13 protein-coding genes are annotated in these 21,663 nt (G+C 68.8%); 9 read left to right on the top strand and 4 right to left on the bottom strand.

The genetic code is table 11. The features are described from left to right. Positions 1-60 precede the first annotated feature (60 nt). Complete coding sequence (locus VF716_RS08125) at positions 61-1,641, top strand: methyl-accepting chemotaxis protein (RefSeq protein WP_440552444.1); 1,581 nt, start codon at positions 61-63, stop codon at positions 1,639-1,641. A 127-nt stretch (positions 1,642-1,768) separates the two neighbouring features. After that, positions 1,769-3,694, top strand: coding sequence for a sensor domain-containing diguanylate cyclase (locus tag VF716_RS08120; protein WP_440552442.1), 1,926 nt, complete (start codon positions 1,769-1,771; stop codon positions 3,692-3,694). Here VF716_RS08120 and VF716_RS08115 read toward each other — a convergent pair. Both VF716_RS08115 and VF716_RS08110 read right to left on the bottom strand, forming a co-directional pair. Next, positions 3,675-5,075: a sensor histidine kinase gene (locus VF716_RS08115; RefSeq protein WP_011915046.1), complete on the bottom strand. Its 1,401-nt coding sequence runs from the start codon at positions 5,073-5,075 to the stop codon at positions 3,675-3,677. The genes VF716_RS08120 and VF716_RS08115 overlap by 20 nt on opposite strands. Further along, a complete protein-coding gene (locus tag VF716_RS08110) occupies positions 5,068-5,739 on the bottom strand; it encodes a response regulator (protein ID WP_053528249.1) in 672 nt (223 codons plus the stop codon). The genes VF716_RS08115 and VF716_RS08110 overlap by 8 nt, the downstream gene beginning before the upstream one ends. Positions 5,740-5,920: 181 nt before the next feature. On the opposite strand from VF716_RS08110, the gene VF716_RS08105 reads away from it, so the two are divergent. The 5 genes from VF716_RS08105 to VF716_RS08085 all read left to right on the top strand — a co-directional run bounded on the left by VF716_RS08105 (position 5,921) and on the right by VF716_RS08085 (position 11,247). Next, positions 5,921-7,183, top strand: a complete 1,263-nt coding sequence (locus tag VF716_RS08105) for an OprD family porin (protein WP_019406031.1) — start codon at positions 5,921-5,923, stop codon at positions 7,181-7,183. A gap of 27 nt (positions 7,184-7,210) precedes the next feature. Then, positions 7,211-8,185: a tripartite tricarboxylate transporter substrate binding protein gene (locus VF716_RS08100; RefSeq protein ID WP_013984388.1), complete on the top strand. Its 975-nt coding sequence runs from the start codon at positions 7,211-7,213 to the stop codon at positions 8,183-8,185. Positions 8,186-8,263: 78 nt separating this feature from the next. After that, positions 8,264-8,707, top strand: a complete 444-nt coding sequence (locus VF716_RS08095) for a tripartite tricarboxylate transporter TctB family protein (protein WP_011915042.1) — start codon at positions 8,264-8,266, stop codon at positions 8,705-8,707. A 1-nt stretch (position 8,708) separates the two neighbouring features. Then, entirely contained in the window at positions 8,709-10,223 is a 1,515-nt protein-coding gene (locus tag VF716_RS08090) for a tripartite tricarboxylate transporter permease (protein ID WP_013984387.1), read from the top strand. Between the two features lies 1 nt (position 10,224). Further along, the gene (locus tag VF716_RS08085; protein WP_017244141.1) at positions 10,225-11,247 is read left to right on the top strand and encodes an AbrB family transcriptional regulator; all 1,023 of its coding nucleotides are present in this window, start codon (positions 10,225-10,227) and stop codon (positions 11,245-11,247) included. Here VF716_RS08085 and VF716_RS08080 read toward each other — a convergent pair. Both VF716_RS08080 and VF716_RS08075 read right to left on the bottom strand, forming a co-directional pair. Continuing rightward, complete coding sequence (locus VF716_RS08080) at positions 11,244-12,923, bottom strand: Na/Pi cotransporter family protein (RefSeq protein WP_014598047.1); 1,680 nt, start codon at positions 12,921-12,923, stop codon at positions 11,244-11,246. The two genes, VF716_RS08085 and VF716_RS08080, sit on opposite strands and share 4 nt — an antisense overlap. 135 nt (positions 12,924-13,058) lie before the next feature. After that, complete coding sequence (locus VF716_RS08075; protein ID WP_014598046.1) at positions 13,059-13,946, bottom strand: cache domain-containing protein; 888 nt, start codon at positions 13,944-13,946, stop codon at positions 13,059-13,061. A 226-nt stretch (positions 13,947-14,172) separates the two neighbouring features. On the opposite strand from VF716_RS08075, the gene recC reads away from it, so the two are divergent. Both recC and recB read left to right on the top strand, forming a co-directional pair. After that, the gene (gene recC, locus VF716_RS08070; protein ID WP_017244139.1) at positions 14,173-17,451 is read left to right on the top strand and encodes an exodeoxyribonuclease V subunit gamma; all 3,279 of its coding nucleotides are present in this window, start codon (positions 14,173-14,175) and stop codon (positions 17,449-17,451) included. Between the two features lie 648 nt (positions 17,452-18,099). Then, the gene (gene recB / locus VF716_RS08065; RefSeq protein ID WP_020305610.1) at positions 18,100-21,648 is read left to right on the top strand and encodes an exodeoxyribonuclease V subunit beta; all 3,549 of its coding nucleotides are present in this window, start codon (positions 18,100-18,102) and stop codon (positions 21,646-21,648) included. The last annotated feature ends 15 nt before the right edge of the window (positions 21,649-21,663 follow it).

Below are 21,663 nucleotides of genomic sequence, written 5' to 3'. Positions count from 1 at the left end.
CAGAAGCGGCGCCGAACCTGCCTCGCGTACTCAGACCATTTTTCCAAGGAAGATCTGTTTATGCGCCTCAACCTGCCCGTCAGCGGCCGTGAAGTCATGGTCGGTGAAACGGCGAACATCCTGTCCACCACCGATCTCAAAGGCACCATCACCTACGCCAACCCGGACTTCGTCGCGATTTCCGGCTTTGACGAAGCCGAACTGCTCGGCGCGCCGCATAACCTGGTCCGTCACCCGGACATGCCGGTCGAAGCCTTCGCCGATCTCTGGCAGACGCTGCAGACGAGCCGCTCGTGGATGGGCATCGTCAAGAATCGCTGCAAGAACGGCGACCACTACTGGGTCAGCGCCTTCGCTACACCGGTCAGCCGCGACGGCAAGGTGGTGGAATACCAGTCCGTGCGAACCCGCGCCCAACCCGAGCAGATCCGTGCTGCCGAGGCGCTGTATGCCGCGCTGCGCGATGGCCGTGGCGCGCGGGCACTGCGTTGCACCATGGGCCTGCGCGAGCGAGTGGCGCTGCTGGCCGCCGGTGCCGGTGCGTTCGGTGTGGCCCTCGGTAGCCTGTTGGGTTCGGCTCCTGGCATTGCCACAGTGGTCGGGCTGGCGATGGGTGCGGCCGCCGCCGCGCTTGCGGCATTCACCCTGGCGCCGCTGTCGCGCCTGGCCCGGCAGGCGCGGCGAGTGGGGCACAACCCGGTCAGCCAGCTGATCTACACCGGGCGCAAGGATGAAATCGGCGAGATCGCCTTCGCCATGAAGATGCTGGAAACCGAAGCCGGCGCCATGGTCGGGCGCATCGCCGACTGCAGCCGCCAGCTCAGCGAGCATGCCCGCAACCTGCTCGGTGCGATGCAGGGCAGCACCGAAAGCGCTTCGCGGCAGCAGCGCGAGACCGACCTCATCGCCACCGCCATCCAGCAGATGACCGCCAGCGTGCAGGATGTCGCGCTCAATGCCCAGCGCACCGCCGAGGTGGCGGCACGGGCCGACAGCGAGGCGGCCAGTGGACGGCAGATCGTCGGGCGCACCGGCGACAGCATCACCCGGCTGGCGGGTGACATCCAGCAGGCCGCCGAGGTGATCCATCAGCTCGAGAGTCACAGCCAGGAAATCAGCCGCGTGCTCGAGGTGATTCACGGCATCGCCGAGCAGACCAACCTGCTGGCGCTGAACGCCGCCATCGAAGCCGCGCGCGCCGGCGATCAGGGCCGCGGCTTCGCCGTGGTTGCCGACGAGGTGCGCCAGCTGGCCTCGCGCACCTCCCTGGCGACCACCGACATCCAGCGCATGATCGGCTCGTTGCAGGCCGGCGCGCGCCAGGCGGTGGAGGTCATGCAGCGCAGTCGCGAGCAGGCGCAGCACAGCGTCAGCCATGCGGACCAGGCCGAGCATTCGCTGAGCGGCATCAACAGCCGGGTCACCGAGATCAGCGCCATGAGCAACCAGATCGCCGCGGCGGTCGATCAGCAGAGCTCGGCCAGCGAGGAGATCAGCCAGAGCATCGTCAGCATCCGAGGCAGCTCCGATGAGCACGTCACCAACGGCCTGCACAGCCAGCGCAGCGCGTCCGGTGTGGCGCAGCTGGCCGACGGCATGCTCGAACTGGTGCAGCAGTTCTGGGCGCGACGACGGGCCTGACGGCAGCCTGTCGCCCGGAGCGGGACAACGTGCCATCACAGTGGCATCATGGCGACGAGCGCGTCGTTGGTTAAATGGCGCCGGTTAGCTGGCAGTACGCCGGCCCGTTGCACCCCGAGGCAATCCCATGACACGTCTGCTCCTGCTGCTGTTGGCCTGCCTGCTGCTGTCGCCTACGGTGGCCGCCACCGCGGCCGGCTCGGCGGCGGTCCAGACACGCGGCGCCTCGACCCTGCAGCTCGGCGCCCTGGAGTACGTGCTCGGCATGCCCGCGGCGGACTTCGACGCAGCGGCCAGCGACGCCTGGCCATGGCAACCGCTGGCGCGTCCGACGCTGGGCAAGCAGCCCGACGGTGCCTGGCTGCGCCTGTTCTTGCGCAACGGCGGGACGGATGCGCGGCTCTGGTACCTGTTGCTGAAGTGGCCGGTGCTCGACCGGGTCGCGGTGCGCCTGCACTACCCGGACAGCGGTCGCTGGGGTGCCCCGATGCTGGCAGGCGACGCCCTGGCGCTGAGCGCTCGGCCGCTGGCCGACCATCATTTCGTCTACCCACTCGAGCTGCCGCCGGGCGAGCGGGCGGTGGTCTATCTGCAGGTGCAGGCCCGCGAAACCCTGGCGTTGCCGCTGGAGCTGATCGACGAGAAGCAGTTCGTCGAGGGCCGCCTGCGGGACGTCACCCTGGTCAGCCTGTTCTTCGGCGGCATCCTGGTGATCGTGCTGTACAACCTGAGCCTGCTGGTCTTCACCCGTGACGGCAGCTACTTCTTCTACGTGCTCTATCTGCTCAGTGCGGTGTTCTACGTGCTGAGCATCACCGGCTTCGGCCAGCTCTATCTCTGGCCGGAGATTCCCGAACTCTCGGCACGCTTCTACGGGCTCTCGGCCGCCCTGTGTTTCTTCACACCGATGCTGTTCGCCCTGCGCTTTCTCGGTGTGCGGCGTTACGGCGGTTGGGTCTGGGCAGTTTCGATCACCCTCACGCTGTACTGGGGAGCCGTGGTGGTGATCCTGCTGCTGGCGCCGGCCCTGGCCCGCTATACATTCATGGAAAGCGTCGCGCTGCTGCACTGTGTGCTGACCATGGCGATCACGCTCAATCTTTGGGCGCGCGGCAACCCGTCCGCGCGGCTGTTCAGCATCGCCTGGAGCACGCTGCTGGTGTTCACCGTGGTCAACCTGCTGGCACTCAACGGCGTGCTGCCGCTCAACGCCTGGACCTTGAACGGCCAGCTGATCGGCATGTTCACCGAGTTCGTGCTGCTCTCCATGGCGCTGGCCGAGCGCATCAACATCGAGCGCAACCGGCGTATCGCCGCGCAGCAGCTGGCGCTGCAGACGTCCGAGTCGCTCGCCGCCGAGCGCGCCCTGCACCTGCAGGCCAAGCAGGAGGCGCTGGACCTGCAGCTGCAGGCCAACGAGGTGCTGGAGGCGCGGGTCTACGAGCGCACCCGCGCGCTGGAAGAGGCCAGGCAGGGACTGGAGACCGCCAATGCCGAACTGCTGCGCCTGAGCGCCACCGACGCGCTGACCCAGCTGGCCAACCGCCGGCGCTTCGACGGCGTGCTGGACGAGGAGATTCGCCGTGCCCGCCGCAGCGGCAGCCCGCTGGCAGTGCTGCTGGCCGACATCGATCACTTCAAGCGCATCAACGATAGCTATGGCCATCCGTTCGGTGACGAGTGCCTGCGGCAGGTGGCGGCGGTGCTCATGGCGCATTGCCAGCGTGCCGGCGACCTGGCGGCACGCTATGGCGGCGAGGAGTTCGTCGTGCTGCTGCCGGCATCCGATCAGCGCCAGGCGGTTGTGCTGGCGGAGCGGATCCGCCAGGACATCGAGCGCCTGCAGCTGCGCCACGGCGACCTGCCGGTGGCGTTGACCATCAGCCTTGGCGTCGCCACGCTGGGGTCGACCTGTGCCTCGGCAGAGGCGCTGCTGGCCGCTGCGGATGCGGCGCTGTATGCCGCCAAGCACGCCGGTCGCAATCGGGTGGTCTGTGCGCCCGAGGCGGCGATCGGCGAAACCGGCCCCGGCGTCAGCCCTCAGCCGGTATGAAGCGCACCCGCACCAGCAACCCGCCCAGCGCACCCTGATCGAGGCTGATCTCGGCGCGGTGGGCGCGGACGATCTCGCCGACGATGGCCAGACCCAGGCCGGCGCCATGGCCGCTGGTGTCGCGGCGATAGAAGCGGGCAAAGACGCGATCGCGCTCGGCGACCGGAATGCCAGGGCCGTCGTCCTCCACCTCCAGCACGGCGCCGTCGAGCACCCGCAGCACCACGTTGCCGCCACCGAGGGTATGCGCCAGGGCGTTGTCCAGCAGGTTGCTCAGCAGTTCGCTGATCAACGTCGGCTCGCCGTCGATCCATACCGGCGCCTCGGCTTCCAGGGCCAGGGCGACGCCGCGCTTGTGCGCCAGTGCCGCCATCGCCAGGCCCAGCTCGCGGGCCAGCTGCGAGAGGTCCAGGCGCTGCGCGCCACCCTCGGCGATGGACTGCGCGCCGCTTTCGATGCGCGCCAGGGAAAGCAGCTGATTGGCCAGGTGGATGACCTTGTCGGTGCTCTGTCCGGCGTCCTCCAGGGTGCTGCGCCAGGCGGCGGGATCGGCGTCGCGCAGGCCCAGCTCGATGCGCGCCTTGAGGGCCGCCAGCGGCGTGCGCAGCTCGTGGGAGGCGTCGGCGATGAAGCGTGCCTGGCGTTCGAACTGGCCGCGCAGGCGTTCGGTGAAGCCGTTGAGCGCGACCACCAGCGGGCGCAGCTCGCGCTGCACGCTGACCAGCGGCAGCGGCCGCAGATCGTCCGGTGCGCGTTCCTGCACCGCCTCGCTGAGCCGGCCCAGCGGCCGCAACGCGGCACTTACCGCCAGCCATACCAGCAGCAGCGCGGCGACGGCCATCAGCCCGACCCGCCACAGGGTATCGGTGAGCAGGCTGCGCGCCATGCGCTCCCGGGCGCCGAGGGTCTCGGCCACGCGGATCTCGGCGATGCCGTTGAGCTCCGGCTCGCTGACCGGCTGCAGCAGGCTCACCAGGCGCACGCCCTGGCCCTGGAATTCGCCATCGTAGAAACGCGCCAGGGCCGGGTAATCGTCGGTGCGCGGGGTGTCGGCGGCAGGGGCGGGCAGGTTCTCGTAGCCGCTGACCAGGCGCCCCTGGATGTCCAGCACCCCGTAGTAGATGCGTCCGGCGCTGTCATAGGCGAAGGTGTCGAGCGCCACGTAGGGCACGTTGGCGCGCAGCACACCCTCGTGAGTGACCAGGCCGTCGGCGATGGCTCGGGCCGAGGCGAGCAGGGTACGGTCGTAGGCGGTATCGGCAGCGGCACGGCCGTTCCAGTAGGCACTCCAGCCGCTGAACAGCAGCAGCAGCGCGAGCAGGATCGCCAGCCGGCGCAGCAGCCGGGCGCGCAGGCTGCCGGCGACCTCCGGCTCAGCCATCGAGCGCCTCGAGCATGTAGCCCAGGCCGCGGAAGGTGACGATGCGCACCGGTTGGCCCTCGAGCTTCTTGCGCAGTCGGTAGACATAGATCTCGATGGCGTCGGCGCTGGCGTCCTCGTCCAGGCCGAACACCTGGGCGGCCAGCTGGTCCTTGCTCATCACCCGGCCGGGACGGGCGATCAGTGCCTCGAGCACGCCCTGTTCCCGGGAGGTCAGGGTCAGCGGCTCGTCGGCCAGGCTGAAGCGCCGCGCATCCAGGTCGTAGACCAGTACACCGCAGCGCTGCTGGCGCTCGCCGCCGCCGACGCTGCGTCGCAGCAGCGCCTTGACCCGCGCTTCCAGTTCGGACAGCTCGAACGGCTTGGCCAGGTAGTCGTCGGCACCGAGGTTGAGCCCGTGCACGCGATCGCTGACCTCACCTCGCGCGGTGAGCATCAGCACCGGCAGCGTCTTGCCGCGCCCGCGCAGGCGCGCCAGCACCTGAAAGCCATCCAGCCGCGGCAGCCCGACGTCGAGAATCGCCAGCGCATAGTCCTCGCTGGCCAGCGCCAGGTCGGCGGCGATGCCGTCGTGCAGCAGGTCCACGGTCCAGCCGGCGCCGCGCAGCGCCTGCGCCACGCTCTCGGCCAGCTGGGGGTGATCCTCGACCAGAAGAATCCGCATTGCCTGTCCTCTGCCATTGCGACGGGGCGCCAGTGTAGCGGCAGACGGCAAGAGTCGCCGCAGGCTTTCGACGCTGAAAGGCTGGCGAAAGCTTGACCCCATAGGATCGCTTACAGGTGGCTCGATCCACCTTGCGCGGCGCATGCGCCGTCACAACAAAAACAATAGTGGAGATACCCCGATGCTGACTGCCGTCAGACGCTCACCCGCTCCTGCTCGTCTCGCTCTCGCCGTTGCCGCCGCCTCGCTGGCGCCGCTCGCCCAGGCCGCGTTCATCGAAGACAGCAGTGCAACTCTGCAGACCCACAACATCTACCTGAACCGCGATTTCCGCGAAGGCACCGCCCAGTCCAAGCGCGAAGAGTGGACCCAGGGTTTCATCCTCGACGTGCAGTCCGGCTTCACCGAAGGCACCGTCGGCGTCGGCCTGGATGCGCTGGGCATGCTCGGCGTCAAGCTGGACTCCGGCGGTGGTCGCGCCGGCACTGACCTCTTGCCGGTGCAGGACGATGGCGGCACCCCGGACGAGTTCAGCCGCCTGGGCCTGACCGCCAAGGCGAAGATCGCCGAGACCGAGCTGCGCTATGGCTCGCACATCCCGGAGATGCCGGTGGTCAAGGCCAGCGACAGCCGCACGCTGCCGCAGGTGTTCGAAGGCGGCACCGCCACTTCCAAGGACATCGAAGGGCTGACGCTGATCGGCGGGCGCTTGGACAAGGTCATCGACCGCGCTTCGACCAACTCCCAGGACCTGCAGCTGAACAACAAGAACAGCCGTTTCGCCAGTGCCGCCGAGGCCGATCACCTGACCTTCGCCGGGGCCGAATACGCCTTCAACAAGAACCTCACCGGCCGCTACTACTACGGCGAGCTGGATGATGTATACCGCCAGCATTTCTTCGGCCTGCTGGCGGTCAAGCCGCTGACCGACAACTCCGCGCTGAGCGCCGATCTGCGCGTGATGTTCAGCGACGACACCGGCGCGGCCAACGCCGGCAAGATCGACAACCAGGCCTGGAACGGCATGCTGGGTTACAGCCTCGGCGGGCACAAGGTCAGCCTCGGCTACCAGCAGATGCGCGGCGATACCGGCTATGCCTATATCGATGGCAGCGATCCGTTCCTGGTCAACTTCGTGCAGATCAACGACTTCGCCAACGCCGACGAGCGCTCCTGGCAGGCCCGTTACGACTACAACTTCGCCGCCATGGGCATCCCCGGGCTGACCTTCCTGACCCGTTACATCTCCGGCGACAACGCCGAATACGCGGGCGGCAGCAACGGCAGCGAATGGGAACGCGACATCGAGCTGAAGTACGTGGTGCAGAGCGGCCCGCTGAAGAACGTCGCGGTGCGCTGGCGCAACGCGATGTTCCGCTCGGACTTCGCCCGTGACGCCGACGAGAACCGTCTGATCGTCAGCTACAGCCTGCCGATCTGGTAAACAGAACAAGAACGCGAGGAACACCCGATGAAAACCAGACTCAGCCGTATCGCCCTGCTGTCGTCCTGCCTGCTGCTCTCCAGCCAGCTGCTGGCCGAGCCCAAGCGCCCCGAGTGCATCGCCCCGGCCAAGCCCGGCGGCGGTTTCGACCTGACCTGCAAGCTGGCCCAGAGCGGCCTGAAGGACGCCGGCCTGCTCAAGGCGCCGATGCGCGTCACCTACATGCCCGGCGGCGTCGGCGCGGTGGCCTACAACGCCGTGGTCGCCCAGCGCGCCGCGGAGGCGGGGACCATCACCGCCTTCTCCAGCGGCTCGCTGCTCAACCTCGCGCAGGGCAAGTTCGGTCGCTATGACGAAACCGCGGTGCGCTGGCTGGCCGCGGTCGGCACCGACTACGGCGCGATCTCGGTGCGTGCCGATGCGCCCTACCAGGACCTCGACGACCTCATCGCCGCGGTGAAGAAGGACCCGGGCAGCGTGGTGTTCGGCGCCGGTGCCACCATCGGTGGGCAGGACTGGATGCAGACCGCACTGATCGCCCGCGCCGCCGGCGTTGATCCGCAGAAGCTGCGCTATGTCGCCTTCGAAGGCGGCGGCGAGACGCTCACCGCCATGCTCGGCGGCCATGTGCAGGTCACCTCCAGCGGCCTCGGCGAAGTCACCCCGCAACTCGACGCCGGCAAGATCCGCATCCTCGCCGTGCTCTCCGACGAGCGCCTGCCGGGCAAGCTGGCCGACATCCCCACCGCCAAGGAGCAGGGCTACGACATCAGCTGGCCGGTGATCCGCGGTTTCTACATGGGGCCGGAAGTCTCCGACGAGGACTTCAACTGGTGGAAGAGCCAGTTCGACAGCCTGCTGGCCGACGAGGACTTCGCCAAGCTGCGCGAGCAGCGCGACCTGTTCCCGCTGTCGATGACCGGCGACGAGCTCAAGGCCTTCGTCGAGAAGCAGGTGCAGGACTACAAGGCGCTGGCCGGCGAGTTCGGCCTGGTCAAGTAACGTGAACCGGCCCGCGCCCGCGGGCCGCACGGCGGGCCCGGCAACTGCCGGGTCGCCGAACCCCTGAGGTATCCCGTCATGTACGTACGTGTCTTCGCCGCGGCGTGGCTGCTCGCCTGCGCCGGCCTCGCCCTGCTCGCCTGGGGCTTCGAGGCGCCCTTCGCCTACGACCCGGTCGGGCCGCGCGCCTATCCGCTGCTGCTGCTGTTCCTGATGGCCTGCGGCGCGGCGTGGCTGCTGTTCAAGCCGCACGGCGAGCCGACGCCAGCGTTCGATCGTGCCAAGGCGCAGCGGGCCGTGCTCTGCGTGCTGGCGCTGCTGGCCTATGCCCTGCTGTTCGAAATCCTCGGCTTCGTCATCAGCACTGCCCTGGCCGGTTTCGCCCTCGGCCTGCTGTTCAACGGTCGCCTGTGGCCCAGCGTGATCAGCGGCGTGCTGCTCGGCGTGCTGCTCTACGGGCTGTTCGATTACCTGCTGGACGTACCGCTGCCGCTCGGCCTGCTGCGTCTGCTGGAGAGCTGATATGGAAACTTTGAATTTCTTGATGCAGGGCTTCGATGTCGCCACCCGGCCGACCAACCTGCTGGTGGCGCTGTTCGGCGCCTTCGTCGGCACCGTCGTCGGCCTGCTGCCCGGCCTCGGCCCGATCAACGGCGTGGCGCTGCTGCTGCCGTTGGCCTTTGCCCTCGGCCTGCCGCCGGAGACCGCACTGATCCTGCTCGCCGCGGTGTACCTGGGCTGCGAATACGGCGGCCGTATCTCGGCGATCCTGCTCAACGTGCCGGGTGACGCCGCGGCGGTGATGACCACCCTCGACGGCTACCCGCTGGCCCGTCAGGGCAAGGCTGGCATCGCCCTGTCGCTGTCGGCGGTGAGCTCGTTCATCGGCAGCATCATCGCCACCTGCGGCGTGGTGCTGTTCGCTCCGCTGCTGGCCAAGTGGGCGGTGGCCTTCGGCCCGGCGGAATACTTCGTACTGATGATCTTCGCCATCGCCTGTCTCGGCGGCATGGTCGGCGACAAGCCGGTGAAGACCCTGATGGCCGCGCTGATGGGCCTGGCGCTGGCCACCGTCGGTGTCGACTCGACCACCGGCGTCTACCGTTTCACCTTCGGCAGCGTCAGCCTGTCCGACGGCATCCAGTTCGTCATCGTGGTGATCGGCTTCTTCAGCGTCAGCGAGATCCTGCTGATGCTGGAAAAGACCCACAGCGGGCAGAAGGCGGTCAAGGCCAGTGGCCGGCTGCTGTTCAACTTCAAGGAGTTCTGCCTGACCTTCTGGACCATGGTGCGCAGTGCCGTGGCCGGCTTCGTCATCGGTACCCTGCCGGGCGCCGGGGCGACCATCGCCAGCGCCATGACCTACATGAGCGAGAAGCGCATGGCGGGTGACAAGGGCCGCTTCGGCGATGGCGACCTGCGCGGCCTGGCGGCACCGGAAGCCGCCAACAACGCCTCGGCCTGCGGTTCGCTGATCCCCATGCTGACCCTCGGCGTGCCGGGTTCGGGCACCACCGCGGTGATGATCGGCGCACTGACGCTGTACAACATCACCCCGGGCCCGCTGTTGTTCGAACAGCAGCCGGACGTGGTCTGGGGTCTGATCGCCTCGCTGTTCATCGGCAACGTGATCCTCTTGATCATGAACATCCCCCTGGTCGGCCTGTTCTCGCGCATGCTCAGCGTGCCGAACTGGGTGCTGGTACCGACGATCACGGTGATCAGCATGGTCGGCGTGTATTCGGTGCACAGCACCGTGTTCGACCTGGTGCTGATGGTCGGTCTCGGCGTGTTCGGCTACCTGCTGCGCAAGCTGGACTTCCCGCTGTCGGCGCTGATCCTCGGTTTCGTCCTCGGCGAGATGATGGAAGACAACCTGCGCCGCGCACTGTCGATCTCCAACGGTGAGCTGGGCATTCTCTACGGCAGCCCGATCACCCTGGCACTGTGGGGGCTGACCGTGGCGATGCTGGCCATGCCGGGGCTGCGCTGGTACCTCAAGCGTCGTCGCGGCAACGCGGTCGAGGCACAGGCCTGATATGCACCAGCGGCTGCCGGCCTGGTGGGCGACGCCGCTGATCGGTGCGTTCGGCGGCTGGCTGGCGAGCCTGGCCAACTGGCCGCTGCCGTGGATGGTCGGCTCGCTGCTGGCGGTTATCGCCGTGCGCTGCAGCGGCTGGCTGGTGAGCGAGGTGCCGCGCGGCCGGCAGGTGGGGCAGTGGATCGTCGCCAGCGCCATCGGCCTGCATTTCACCGGTGAGGTGATGCGCGAGGTGCTGGCGCACTTCGGCGTGATCCTCGCCGGCGCCGTCGGCACCCTGCTGCTGGGGCTGATCGGCATCTTCATCCTGCTGCGCAGCGGCAGCGACCGTGCCACTGCATTCTTCGCCAGCATGCCGGGTGGCGCCAGCGAGATGGTGGTGCTGGCCAACCGGCACCAGGCCGAGGCGGCCAGCGTGGCGGCGGCGCACAGCCTGCGCCTGCTGCTGGTGGTGCTGATCGTGCCAGCGCTGTTCACCTGGGGGTTGCCGACCGTCGCGGCGCCGCCCGCGGCCCCGGTGAGCTGGCCCTGGCTCGCCGTGCTGCTGCCAGCCGGTGGCCTGCTGGCGCTGCTCTGGAAGCGCCTTGGCCAGCCCAACCCCTGGATGCTCGGCCCGCTGACCGTCTGCGCGCTGGCCAGCGTGGCGTTCGACCTGCACATCGGCCTGCCGGGCTGGGCCGGCGCGCTCGGCCAGTGGCTGATCGGCTGCTCGCTGGCCTGTCATTTCGATCGGCCGTTCTTCCGCAGTGCGCCGGCCTTCCTGTTGCGCATCCTGCTGTTCACCCTGCTGGCCATGCTGGTCGCCGCCGCGCTGGGCGGTGCCCTGGGCTGGGTGACGGCGCTGGACGAGGTGTCGCTGATGCTCGGCATGATGCCCGGCGGCATCACCGAGCTGTGCCTGACCGCCGAAGCCTTGCAGCTGTCGGTGGCGCTGGTTACCGCGGTGCAGGTGCTCAGGCTGTTTCTGGTGATGTTTCTCGCCGAGCCGTTGTTCCGCCTCTGGCAGCGCCGCGCAGGCTAGGCGGGACGCCCCGGCAGGTGCGGCTCGCTGGGCAGCACCTCACGGTTGGTGTCGCCGGCAGTGCGCGGCTTGCCCGGGCCTTCCAGAGCCGGATAGGCGGCGCTGCAGAACAGCGAATTGAGCCGTTTCATGTCGGCAATCAGCTCCAGATGCGCCGCGCTGGTCTCGATGCTTTCCACCACTTGTCGGTGCAGCCGATGCACATGGGAATGGGCCAGCTCGCGCTCCAGTTTGCGGAACTGGCGCTTCTGCTGCAGAAGCTGGCGCGCACCGTGGGAGTCGCCGGAGATGAACACCGACAGGCCCAGCCGCAGGTTGGCGCTGAGCTGGGCATGCAGCTGGCCGAGTTCCTCCAGCCCGCTGTCGGAGAAGGAACGGCGCTTGGCGGTCTTGAGGTTCTGCACCTTGCTCGCCATGTGCTCGATGATGTCGCCGGCCTGCTCCAGATTGATCGCCAGTTCGATGATCTCCGCCCAGCGCCGGCCCTCCTGCTCGGCCAGGTCCTCGCGGGGCATCTGCGCCAGGTAGAGCTTGACCCCGCTGTAGAGCGCATCGACGTCGTCGTCCAGGCGGCGGATCTCCTCGCCCGGTTCGGCACGGTCCTCGCGCAGCACTTCCAGCAGGCGCGCCAGCATCAGCTCCACCATGTCGCCGATGCGCAGGGTCTCGCGCACTGCATTGGCCAGCGCCAGGCTCGGTGTGTCCAGCGCCGCCGGGTCGAGGTGCCGCGGCTGCGCCACGCCGTTGTCCAGCTGGCGCTCGGGTAGCAGGCGCTCGCACAACCGGCTCATGGGGTGCACGGTGGGCAGCAGGAGCAGGCAGCGCAGGCTGTTGTAGACCAGGTGGAAGCCGATCACCTGGGTCTGCGCGCTGTAGCCGAGGGTGTCCATCCAGGCCACCAGCGGCACCAGGAAAGGCAGCACGATGAGGCCGGCGAGCTTGTACAGCAGGTTGCCCAGCGCCACCCGCCGCGCCGAGGCCGGCTGCAGGCTGGCGTTGAACCAGGCGAGCAGGCCGCTGCCGATGTTGGCGCCGATCACCAGGCCGAGTGCCACCGGCAGGCTGATCAGGCCCGCGCCGGCCAGCGTCGAGGTCAGCAGCACCGCCGCCAGGCTGGAATACGACAGGACGGCGAACAGCGCACCCACCAGCACCGCCAGCAGGGTGTCGCCGGCGAGCGAAGAGAACAGCACCTGCATGCCGCGCGCCTCGGTGATCGGCTCGGCGGCGTGCACGATCAGCTGCAGGGCGAGGATGATCAGGCCGAGGCCGATCAGGACGCGGCCGATCTGGCCGGTGCGGCTCTGCTTGCGCGAGAGGAACAGGCAGACGCCGACCAGCGTCAGCAGCGGCGACAGCCAGGAAAGGTCGAGGGTCAGCACCCGGGCCATCAGCGCGGTACCGACATCCGCGCCGAGCATGATCGCCAGTGCCGTGGGCAGCCCCATCAGGCCCTGAGCGACGAAGGAAATGGCCAGCAGTGCGGTGGCATTGCTGCTCTGCACCAGCGCGGTGACGCCGATGCCGGCGCCGAAGGCCAGCGGCGCGTTGCCCATGCTCTGGCCGAGCATGCGCCGCAGGTGCGAGCCATACACCCGCATGATCCCGGTGCGCACGATATGCGTACCCCAGACCAGCAGGGCAATGGACGACAGCAGGTGCAGCAGGGTCAGCATGGTTCGGGCTCCTGCCCCGGCGAGCGGCAATGACGACAGCCGCGTCATGAAGACGCAGATCTGCACCGGGGATACTCGATTGACCCTGGCCCGCCGGCCCCGTTCACCGAACCGTCACAAACCCTGCGAGTGCCCTCAGGGGCGGGTGTAGTAGCCCACGCCCAGCAGCACGTCGTCGACCCGCTGGATCAGCGTGTGCTTCTGCTCGACCGCATTGGTCGCCGGGTTGCGCCAGACGTAATCCACCGTGCCCGAACCCTGCTTGCGTGCCAGTTCGATCATGTCCTTGAACAGCGGCTTGCCGGCGGCATCGGTGACGCTGCGCACATCGACGCCCACCAGGTTCGGCGAGCTGCCGCTGGCGCGGTAACGGCCGTCGTCGAGGCCGATGGCGAAGACGTATTCATCCTGGAAGACGAAGCCGCCGCGCGGGTCGTTGAAGCTGCGGAAGGCTGCCTCGGCGCCCTTGTCCTTGACCTGCCGAACGGCGCGGTCGAGCAGCGCCTTGGCATGTTCGGCCGTGGCGCGGGGGATGTAATAGCCGACGCAGAGCACATGGTCGCCGACCTTGCGGAACTGGCTGATCTTGTTCTCGACCTTGTTGTCGGCGGGGTTGAGCCACTTGTACTCGACTTCGCCGCTTTCCTGCCTGGCCGACTTGTCCAGCAGCTCGCGCATGAACGGCTTGCCGGAGGCGTCCTTCAGCTCGCCGACGTTCAGTCCCACCAGGCTGGCCGACGGCCCGCTGCTGGCCTGCATGGTGCCGTCCTCGCCGAGCACGAAGATGTAGTACTGGCCGCGGACGAATTCGCCGCTGCGGTCGTTGAAGGCGGCCAGCGCCTGCTCCGGGCCCTTGGCCTGGAAGGTCAGCACGGCCTGGTCGAGCAGGGCGCGAGCCTGGCTGGCGTGGCTGCGCTCCACCGAGCCAAGGGTGCGTTGCGGGGCCTGCTCCTGGGCATGCAGCAGCGGCGTGGCGCCCAGGGTGGCGGAAAGGGAAAGGACGAGCAGCGTCTTGCGGTTCATGAACGACTCCCGAGCGGATGGCGGGCGACCAAGCAGCCGCCCCTCAAGCCCATGCTAGGCAGCCGCGGCGCAATTGATATTGGTCGAGAGAAGCAAAAGGGCAGGGCGAAAGGAGGAGAAATACCGCGACACGGCCTGTCGCATCCGGGATGCAGACTCAAGCGCACGGCTCGCTCCCCTGCGGAGCGGCCTGTAACCTAGCGACTTCTGTTCACGCGGTGCGCCCATGCTCAGCCTCTACCACGCCCCTGATCTCGAAACCCTCGGCGAACTGGCCACCACGCTGCTCGCCCAGCCGCTGGCCGACCCCTTCGCGCCGGCGCGGGTGGTGGTGCCGAGCCAGGGCATGGGCCGCTGGCTGACCCTGGAGCTGGCGCGCCGGCAGGGCATCGCCATGCAGCTCGAGCTGCAGCTGCCGGCGGCCTTCGTCTGGGACCTGAGCCGCACGGTGCTGGGCAGCCTGCCCGAGCAGTCGGCGTTCTCCCCGACCACCCTGACCTGGCGCCTCTACGGCTGGCTGTGCGAGCCGGCCAATCTCGAGCTGGCGCCGCGTTTGGCGCAGTACCTCGATGGCGGCGATGAGCGCCGGCGGCTGTCATTGGCGGCGAAGATCGCCGACGTCTTCGACCAGTACCTGCTCTATCGCGACGACTGGCTGGCGGCCTGGGAGCGCGGCGAAACCCTCGACCTCGGTCCCGACGAAGCCTGGCAGGCGCTGCTCTGGCGCGAACTGACCAAGGACGGCCACCCGCACCGCGCGCGCCTGCTCGGCGACCTGCTGCAGCGCCTGTACCGCGACGAGCCGTTGCCGGACCTCCCCGAGCGCCTGCTGGTGTTCGGCATCAGCAGCCTGCCGCCGCACCATCTTCGTGTGCTCGACGGCCTGGCGCGGCATATCGACGTGGTGGTCTGCGCGCTCAACCCAAGCCGCGAAGCCTGGGGCGAGATTCGCGATATTCGCGAGCTGGCCAGGCAACCGGAAAGCGGTGTCGATGACTGGTATCTGGACGTCGGCCATCCGCTACTGGCGAGTCTCGGCAAGCAGGGTCGCGACTTTTTCGACTCGCTGTTCAGCCTGACCGCCAGCGAAGGCAGTCAGGAATTCGGCCTGTATTCCGAAGACGAGGACCTGCACGACGACAGCCTGCTGCATGCCTTGCAGAACGACATCCTGCGCCTGCGCACCCGCCTGCCCGATGAGCGCATCAGCCTGGCCGAGAACGACCGTTCGCTGGAGGTGCATATCGCCCACTCGCCGCTGCGCGAGGTGGAAATCCTCCACGACCAGCTGCTGGCGCGCTTCGCCGCCGACCCGGCGCTGACGCCGGATCAGGTGGTGGTGCTGACCCCCGACATCGAACGTTATGCGCCTTTCATCGAGGCGGTGTTCGCCCCGCGCGAGGGCAGCCCGCGGATTCCCTACAGCCTCGCCGACCGCAGCCTGCGCGCCGAGGTACCGTTGATCGAGGCCTTTCTCGAACTGCTGTTGCTGGCGCAGAGCCGTTTCGCGGCCGAGGAAATCCTCGCCTGGCTGGAACAGCCGGCCATCGCCCGCCGCGCCGGCATCGAGAGCGAAGACCTGCCGCTGCTGCGTGACTGGCTGCGCGAGGCCGGCGTGCGCTGGGGCCGCGATGGCGAGCAGCGCGCACGGCTGGGGCTGCCGGCCGAATCGGCCTTTACCTGGCGCCAGGGGCTGGACCGCCTGCTGCTGGGCTTCGCTGCACCGCCGCAGCTGGCCGGCGACCGCGCGCCCTTGCTTGGCGAGCACTGGCCGCTGGACGCGCTGGAAGGCGCGCGCGGGCAGTTGCTCGGGCGGTTGGTGGACTTCGTCGAGCGGCTCGGCAGCCTGGCCGATCAACTGGCTCGGCCGCGCCCGCTGGCCGAGTGGGCGGATGACCTGCAAGTGCTGATCGATACGCTGTTCGACGAGCGCGAGGCCGGCGAGACGCTGCTGTTGCTCTCCCAGGCCTGCGCCGCCCTGCGCGATCAGGCCCAGGCCGCCGACCTCACCCGGCCCATCGAGCTGGAACTGGTGCACCAGCAGCTCAGCGCCGCGCTGCAGCAGGGCGGCGGCGCTTCGGGCTTTCTCACCGGCGCGGTGACCTTCTGCACCATGGTGCCGATGCGCAGCCTGCCGTTCCGAGTGGTCTGCCTGCTCGGCCTGGACGATGGCGCCTTCCCGCGGCGCACGCCGCCGTCGGGCTTCGACCTGATCGGCCGACATCCGCGCCGTGGCGACCGGGCGCGGCGCCTCGACGACCGCTACCTGCTGCTGGAGACGCTGCTCTCGGCGCGCCAGGCGCTGTACCTGTCCTATGTCGGCCGCGACCCGCGCGACAACGCCGTGCTGCCGCCCTCGGTGTTGCTCAGCGAGGTACTGGAGGCGGTGGACATGACCGCCGTGCTGGCCGACGGGGCGCGGCCGGTCAGCCAGAAGATCCTCATCGCGCATCCGCTGCAGCCGTTCTCGCCGCGTAATTTCGGCGAAGCGCCCTGTGCCGGCTATTCGCTGCCCTGGTTCCGCGCCGCCCAGCGCCTGGCCGAGCCACCACAGGCGCAGGCGCAACCCTTCGCCAGCCTGCTCGCCGAACCCGATGAGGCCTGGCTGACCATCGAGCCGTCGCAGCTGCTGCAGTGCTTCCGCCACCCGGCGCGCTTCCTGCTCGAACAGCGCCTCGGTCTGCGCCTGGCCGATGATCAGGAATCGCTTGCCAGCGACGAACCGTTCGACCTGGAAATGCCGGCCTGGAACGGCCTGCGCCGCCTGTCGCTGCAAGCGATGGAGCAGGGCTGGAGCGACGAGGAGGAGCGGCGCATGGCCTGCGCGGCGGGCTGGCTGCCCACCGGCGAGCTGGGCCAGGCGCTGTGGGGCAAACTGCGCGGACCGGTGCGTGCCTTTGCACCGCGGCTGTTCGAACTGCGCCCGGACGCCGTGCCCGAGCCGCTGCCGGTGGATATCACCCTGGCCGGTGTGCGCATCCATGGCTGGCTCGATGGCGTGACGCCGGGCGGGCTGTTCGGCTGGAAGCTCGGCCGCCTCGGCGAATGGGACCTGCCGCCGTTCTGGCTGCGTCACCTGCTGCTCAACCTGTGCGCCACGCCCGGCATCGAACGCCACAGCCTGATGCTTTCGCCGGCCGGTGACTGGCAGCTGGGGCCGCTGGCCAACGCCGCCGAGCTGCTGGAGCCCTGGCTGGTGGCCTACCGCAGCGCGATCCGCGAGCCACTGCCGCTGTTGCCGCGCAGCAGCCAGGCGTTCGCCCGCGGCTACCGCAAGCCGAGCCGCGGCAGCGAGCCGCTGGACTGCGCCCGCAAGCGCGCCCGCGAAGCCTGGCTCGGCGCCGAGTTCAGCCCCATTGCCGCCGAAGCCGAAGACCCCTGGAACGCCTTGGCCTTCCGCGATCGCGATCCGCTGGACGAGCGTTTCGAAACCCTGGCCGAACAGCTGATCGGCCCGGCGTTGGATGCGTTGGCGGATGGAGAGGAGCAGAGTGATGACGTCTGAAGCATTGTGTCTCCACTTGCTGCCGTGCCTGTTCGACGGTCAGGGTTTCGCCCCTGACGGGCGAGTCACTTTCTCTTTGCTTGTGCAAAAAGAAAGCAACCAAAGAGAAAGCACACCCCGCATCCGGCCCCGGCTGCGCCGGGGTTCCCTCGTTCCATCGCTGCTCCAGGGGCACGCTCCGAAGGGACGTCCCTGTCCCTTCGGAGCTCTCGCGGCGTCCATGCCGCTCGACCCCTTGCGCATCGACTCCACTCGGCCTCCTGAGGGGCCCCGGTTCGCGGCGCCAGCTCATGTCGGTATACGTGCTTTTCGCGGTGGCATCGGCTTCTTGTTTTTCAGGCGCAGGCGCTGTCAGGCGACTCATGAATCCCCTTCAGGAGGCCGAGCGCAGGCGTTGTGTAGGGGGACGCGAGGCATGGATGCCGAGCGAGGCGCGAAGGGACAGGGACGTCCCTTCGCGGCGTGCCCCCGGAGCAGCGCCGGAGCGAGGGAAGTCTGGCCGCGCAGCGGCCAGACCCGGATGTTGGGGTGCCCTTCTTCTTGCTTACTTCTTCTTGGGCAAGCAAGAAGAAGTAAGGCGCCCGGCGGGGCGCAACCCGAGGGTGCGGCCAGCACTGCAAAGTCGGCTTTGGCTCGGAGGATCAAGCCATGAAACTAGACCTCCTCGACTCGCCCTTCGACGGCCGCTCGCTGATCGAAGCCAGCGCCGGCACCGGCAAGACCTGGACGCTCACCGCGCTCTATGCGCGTCTGCTGCTGGAGCGCCAGCTCTCGGTGGGGCAGATTCTGGTGGTTACCTACACCACCGCCGCCACTGCCGAGCTGCGCGAGCGCATCCGCGCGCGGCTGGCCGATCTGCTGGCGGTTTATGAGGGCACGCCGAGCAGCGATGACTTTCTCAATCGCCTGCACGCCCGCTATCCGGACGACGCCTCGCGACGGCGCCTGTTGCTGGCGGTGCACGGCTTCGACGAGGCGGCGATCTTCACCATCCACGGCTTCTGCCAGCGCGCCCTGCAGGACGCGGCCTTCGAGGCCGGCGGCGACTTCGACAGCGAGCTGACCGCGGATGACCGCGAGATCATCGACGCGCTGCTCGCCGACGCCTGGCGCAGCGAGCTGGCCGATGCCGACCCGGCCTGGGCACGCTTCCTGGCCAAGAGCCGGATCACTCCGCAGTGGTTGCGCCAGCGGCTGCGCAGTCATCTGGGCAAGCCCTATCTGCGGGTCGAGCCGCAGGGCGTGCCGGTCGCGGCCGATCTGCGCCCGGTCGAGGCGGCCTGGCAGCGGGCTGCCGAGTTGTGGAAGCAGGCGGGTAGCGCCTGGGTCGCCGAACTGCTGGCGCATGGCGGGCTCAGCCAGAGCACGCACAAGAACGTCAAGTTTGCGCCATGGCAGGTGGAACTGGACGCCTATTTCGCTGATCCGGCGGTGATGTTCGACCTGCCCGAGGGCGCGGCGAAGTTCGGCGTGCGGGCGCTGAGCAAGGCCTGCAAGAAGGGCTTCGACGCGCCGGTGTGCGAGCTGGCCCAGGCCCTGGACGAGCTGGCCGATCAGGTGGCCGAGGCACTGCCGGCCGGCAAGCAGCGGCTGATCGCCCTGCAGGTGGCGCTGCTCGAGCGGCTCAACCGAGAGTTGCCTGAACGCAAGGCGGCGCAGCGGCTGCTGGCCTTCGACGACCTGCTGAATCGTCTGGATCAGGCACTGCAGGGCCCGGTCGGCGAGGACCTGGCGGCATCGCTGCGTGCGACCTATCCGCTGGCGCTGATCGACGAGTTCCAGGACACCGACCCGATCCAGTACGCCATCTTCGACCGCATCTATGCCAAGGGCCGTGATGCCTCGCTGTGCTTCGTCGGTGACCCCAAGCAGGCGATCTACGCTTTCCGCGGCGCGGACCTGGCCACTTACATGACGGCCAAGCAGCAGGCCGATCGCGAACCCTTCAACCTGCCGACCAACTACCGCTCGACGCCCGAGCTGATCGCCGCGCTCAACCAGCTGTTCGACCATCCGCAGCCGTTCGCCCAACCCGACCTGCGCTACCCACCGGTGGGTGCCGCCGACAAGCCGCGTGCGAGCCTGCGTCTGGCAGAGGAGGGCGAGGCGGCGCCGCTGTCGCTGGTCTGGCTCGGCGACGATCCGCTGGGCAAGGGTGACGCCGCGCAGCTGGCGGCCAGTGACACCGCGCGACGGATCGCCGTGCAGCTGGCCGCCGCCGCCGAGGGACGCGCAGGTTTCGACAAGGATGGCGGTTTCGCCCCGCTCAAGGGCGGCGATATCGCCGTGCTGGTGGCCAATCACCGCCAGGCCGGGATGATCGCCGACGAGCTGGCCGCGCGTGGCGTGCCCAGCGTGCGCCGCGGGCGCGACAGCGTCTGGCGCAGCGAGGAGGCCGGCGAACTGGCCGCGGTGCTTGCCGCCTATGCCGAGCCGGGACGCGAGGGTTTGCTGCGGCATGCCCTGGCGACGCGCCTGCTGGGCCGCAGCGCCGCCGATCTCGCCCGCTGCCAGGATGACCAGCATGAATGGGACGCCGAGCGCGAAGCCGCCGAGCGCTACCACCAGCTCTGGCAGCAGCAGGGCTTCATGCGCGTGTTCCGCGCCTGGCTCGACGAGCAGGCGGTGGCCGAACGCCTGCTGGCGCGGGTGGATGGCGAACGGCGGCTGACCAACCTCTTGCACCTCGGTGAATTGCTGCAGGCCGAGAGCCTGCTGCGGCCCGGGCTCGAGCCGCTGCTCGCCTGGTTCAACGCCCAGCGCGGCAGCGAAGGCGCCGGTGAAGAAGCGCTGCTGCGCCTGGAAAGCGATGCCGAACGGGTGCAGATCGTCACCATTCACACCAGCAAGGGTCTGGAATACCCCTTGGTGTTCTGCCCGTTTCTCTGGGACGGCAAGCTGCTCGGCAAGAACCAGGACAGTGCCCGTTGTCACGATGCCGATGGCCAGCCGCTGCTGGACCTGGGCAGCGGCGAACTGGAGGACAACCTCGAACGCGCCCGTCAGGAGGTGTTCGCCGAACAGCTGCGGCTGGCCTACGTCGCCCTGACCCGCGCGCGTGACCGGCTCTGGCTGCATTGGGGGCCGGTGAGCCTGCCCAAGGCGAAGAAGGATGGCAGTCTGCCCGACGAAGGCTTGCACAGCAGCGCCCTGGCCTGGCTGCTGCACGGCCGCGAACTGCCGGGCGAGCAGCCACTGACGGAGCTGGGCAACCACCTGGCTGGCCTCAACGGCGGTAGCCTGCGTCTGGCCATCGAGCGGCTGGTCGCCACGAGCGACGGGCACATGGCCTGCCTGCCGCTCGAGTCGCGTGAGGCCAGCACCCAGGGCAGCAGCCGCGCAGCGCCGCCCGAGCAGCTGGCGCAGCTCAACCGCAGCCTCTACAGCGCCTGGCGCATCGGCAGCTTCTCCGGGCTGGCCGCCGGCATGCACATGGAAGCGCCGGACCGCGACGCCCTGGCGATGCCCGATGCCGGCGAGCCGGGCAGCGGCTTCTTCGCCTTCCCACGCGGCGCTCGGGCCGGTACCTGCCTGCATGCCATCCTCGAGGACTGGGCGCGGGCCAAGGGCGAGCTGACCCAGCTGGTCGAGCCGGCGCTCAAGGCCTACGGCCTGCCCCTGGACTGGCGGGACATCGCCACGGCTCAGCTGGAGCGGGTGCTGCAGACCGATCTGGATGGCGCCGGGTTGACCCTCGCCAGCCTGCAGGCCGCGCGCCGGCTGCCGGAACTGGGCTTTACCTTCCCGGTGCGGGATCTGGACGTGGCGCGCCTGCGCGCCTTGCTGACCGACCCGGCCAACGGGCTGGCCGCACCGCTGCGCGAGGCCGCAGCGCGGCTGGAATTCGACAGCCTCAAGGGCTTTCTCAAGGGCTTTATCGACCTGACCTTCGAGTACGGCGGCCGCTGGTACATCGCCGACTACAAGTCCAACTGGCTCGGCCCGGACGCCAGCTACTACGGCGGCGAGCGGTTGCTGCAGGCGCTGGCGGGCGAGCACTACTACCTGCAATACCTGATCTATCTGGTGGCGCTGCGCCGCTTCCTGCGCCAGCGTCTGACAGATTTTCGCGATGAGCAGCTGGGCGGCGCCTTCTACCTGTTCCTGCGCGGCATGCCCGAGGCGGGCGTCTACTTCGCGCGGCCGGACGATGCGCTGCTCGATGCGCTGGATCGACTGTTCGAGGAGGGACGGTGATGGTGCGCTTTGGCG

The sequence above is a fragment of the Stutzerimonas sp. Brlt_14 genome (genome assembly GCF_051948915.1).
GTDB lineage: Bacteria > Pseudomonadota > Gammaproteobacteria > Pseudomonadales > Pseudomonadaceae > Stutzerimonas > Stutzerimonas stutzeri.
The sequence above is the reverse complement of the archived record's forward strand: the minus strand, read 5'-3'. Positions and strand labels throughout refer to the sequence as shown.

What these genes read in the sequence shown, in the direction of transcription:
- VF716_RS08125 (WP_440552444.1), top strand. Translation starts at nt 61, where the DNA reads ATGCGCCTCAACCTGCCCGTCAGCGGCCGTGAAGTCATGGTCGGTGAA.
- VF716_RS08120 (WP_440552442.1), top strand. Translation starts at nt 1,769, where the DNA reads ATGACACGTCTGCTCCTGCTGCTGTTGGCCTGCCTGCTGCTGTCGCCT.
- VF716_RS08115 (WP_011915046.1), bottom strand. Translation starts at nt 5,075, where the DNA reads ATGGCTGAGCCGGAGGTCGCCGGCAGCCTGCGCGCCCGGCTGCTGCGC.
- VF716_RS08110 (WP_053528249.1), bottom strand. Translation starts at nt 5,739, where the DNA reads ATGCGGATTCTTCTGGTCGAGGATCACCCCCAGCTGGCCGAGAGCGTG.
- VF716_RS08105 (WP_019406031.1), top strand. Translation starts at nt 5,921, where the DNA reads ATGCTGACTGCCGTCAGACGCTCACCCGCTCCTGCTCGTCTCGCTCTC.
- VF716_RS08100 (WP_013984388.1), top strand. Translation starts at nt 7,211, where the DNA reads ATGAAAACCAGACTCAGCCGTATCGCCCTGCTGTCGTCCTGCCTGCTG.
- VF716_RS08095 (WP_011915042.1), top strand. Translation starts at nt 8,264, where the DNA reads ATGTACGTACGTGTCTTCGCCGCGGCGTGGCTGCTCGCCTGCGCCGGC.
- VF716_RS08090 (WP_013984387.1), top strand. Translation starts at nt 8,709, where the DNA reads ATGGAAACTTTGAATTTCTTGATGCAGGGCTTCGATGTCGCCACCCGG.
- VF716_RS08085 (WP_017244141.1), top strand. Translation starts at nt 10,225, where the DNA reads ATGCACCAGCGGCTGCCGGCCTGGTGGGCGACGCCGCTGATCGGTGCG.
- VF716_RS08080 (WP_014598047.1), bottom strand. Translation starts at nt 12,923, where the DNA reads ATGCTGACCCTGCTGCACCTGCTGTCGTCCATTGCCCTGCTGGTCTGG.
- VF716_RS08075 (WP_014598046.1), bottom strand. Translation starts at nt 13,946, where the DNA reads ATGAACCGCAAGACGCTGCTCGTCCTTTCCCTTTCCGCCACCCTGGGC.
- recC (WP_017244139.1), top strand. Translation starts at nt 14,173, where the DNA reads ATGCTCAGCCTCTACCACGCCCCTGATCTCGAAACCCTCGGCGAACTG.
- recB (WP_020305610.1), top strand. Translation starts at nt 18,100, where the DNA reads ATGAAACTAGACCTCCTCGACTCGCCCTTCGACGGCCGCTCGCTGATC.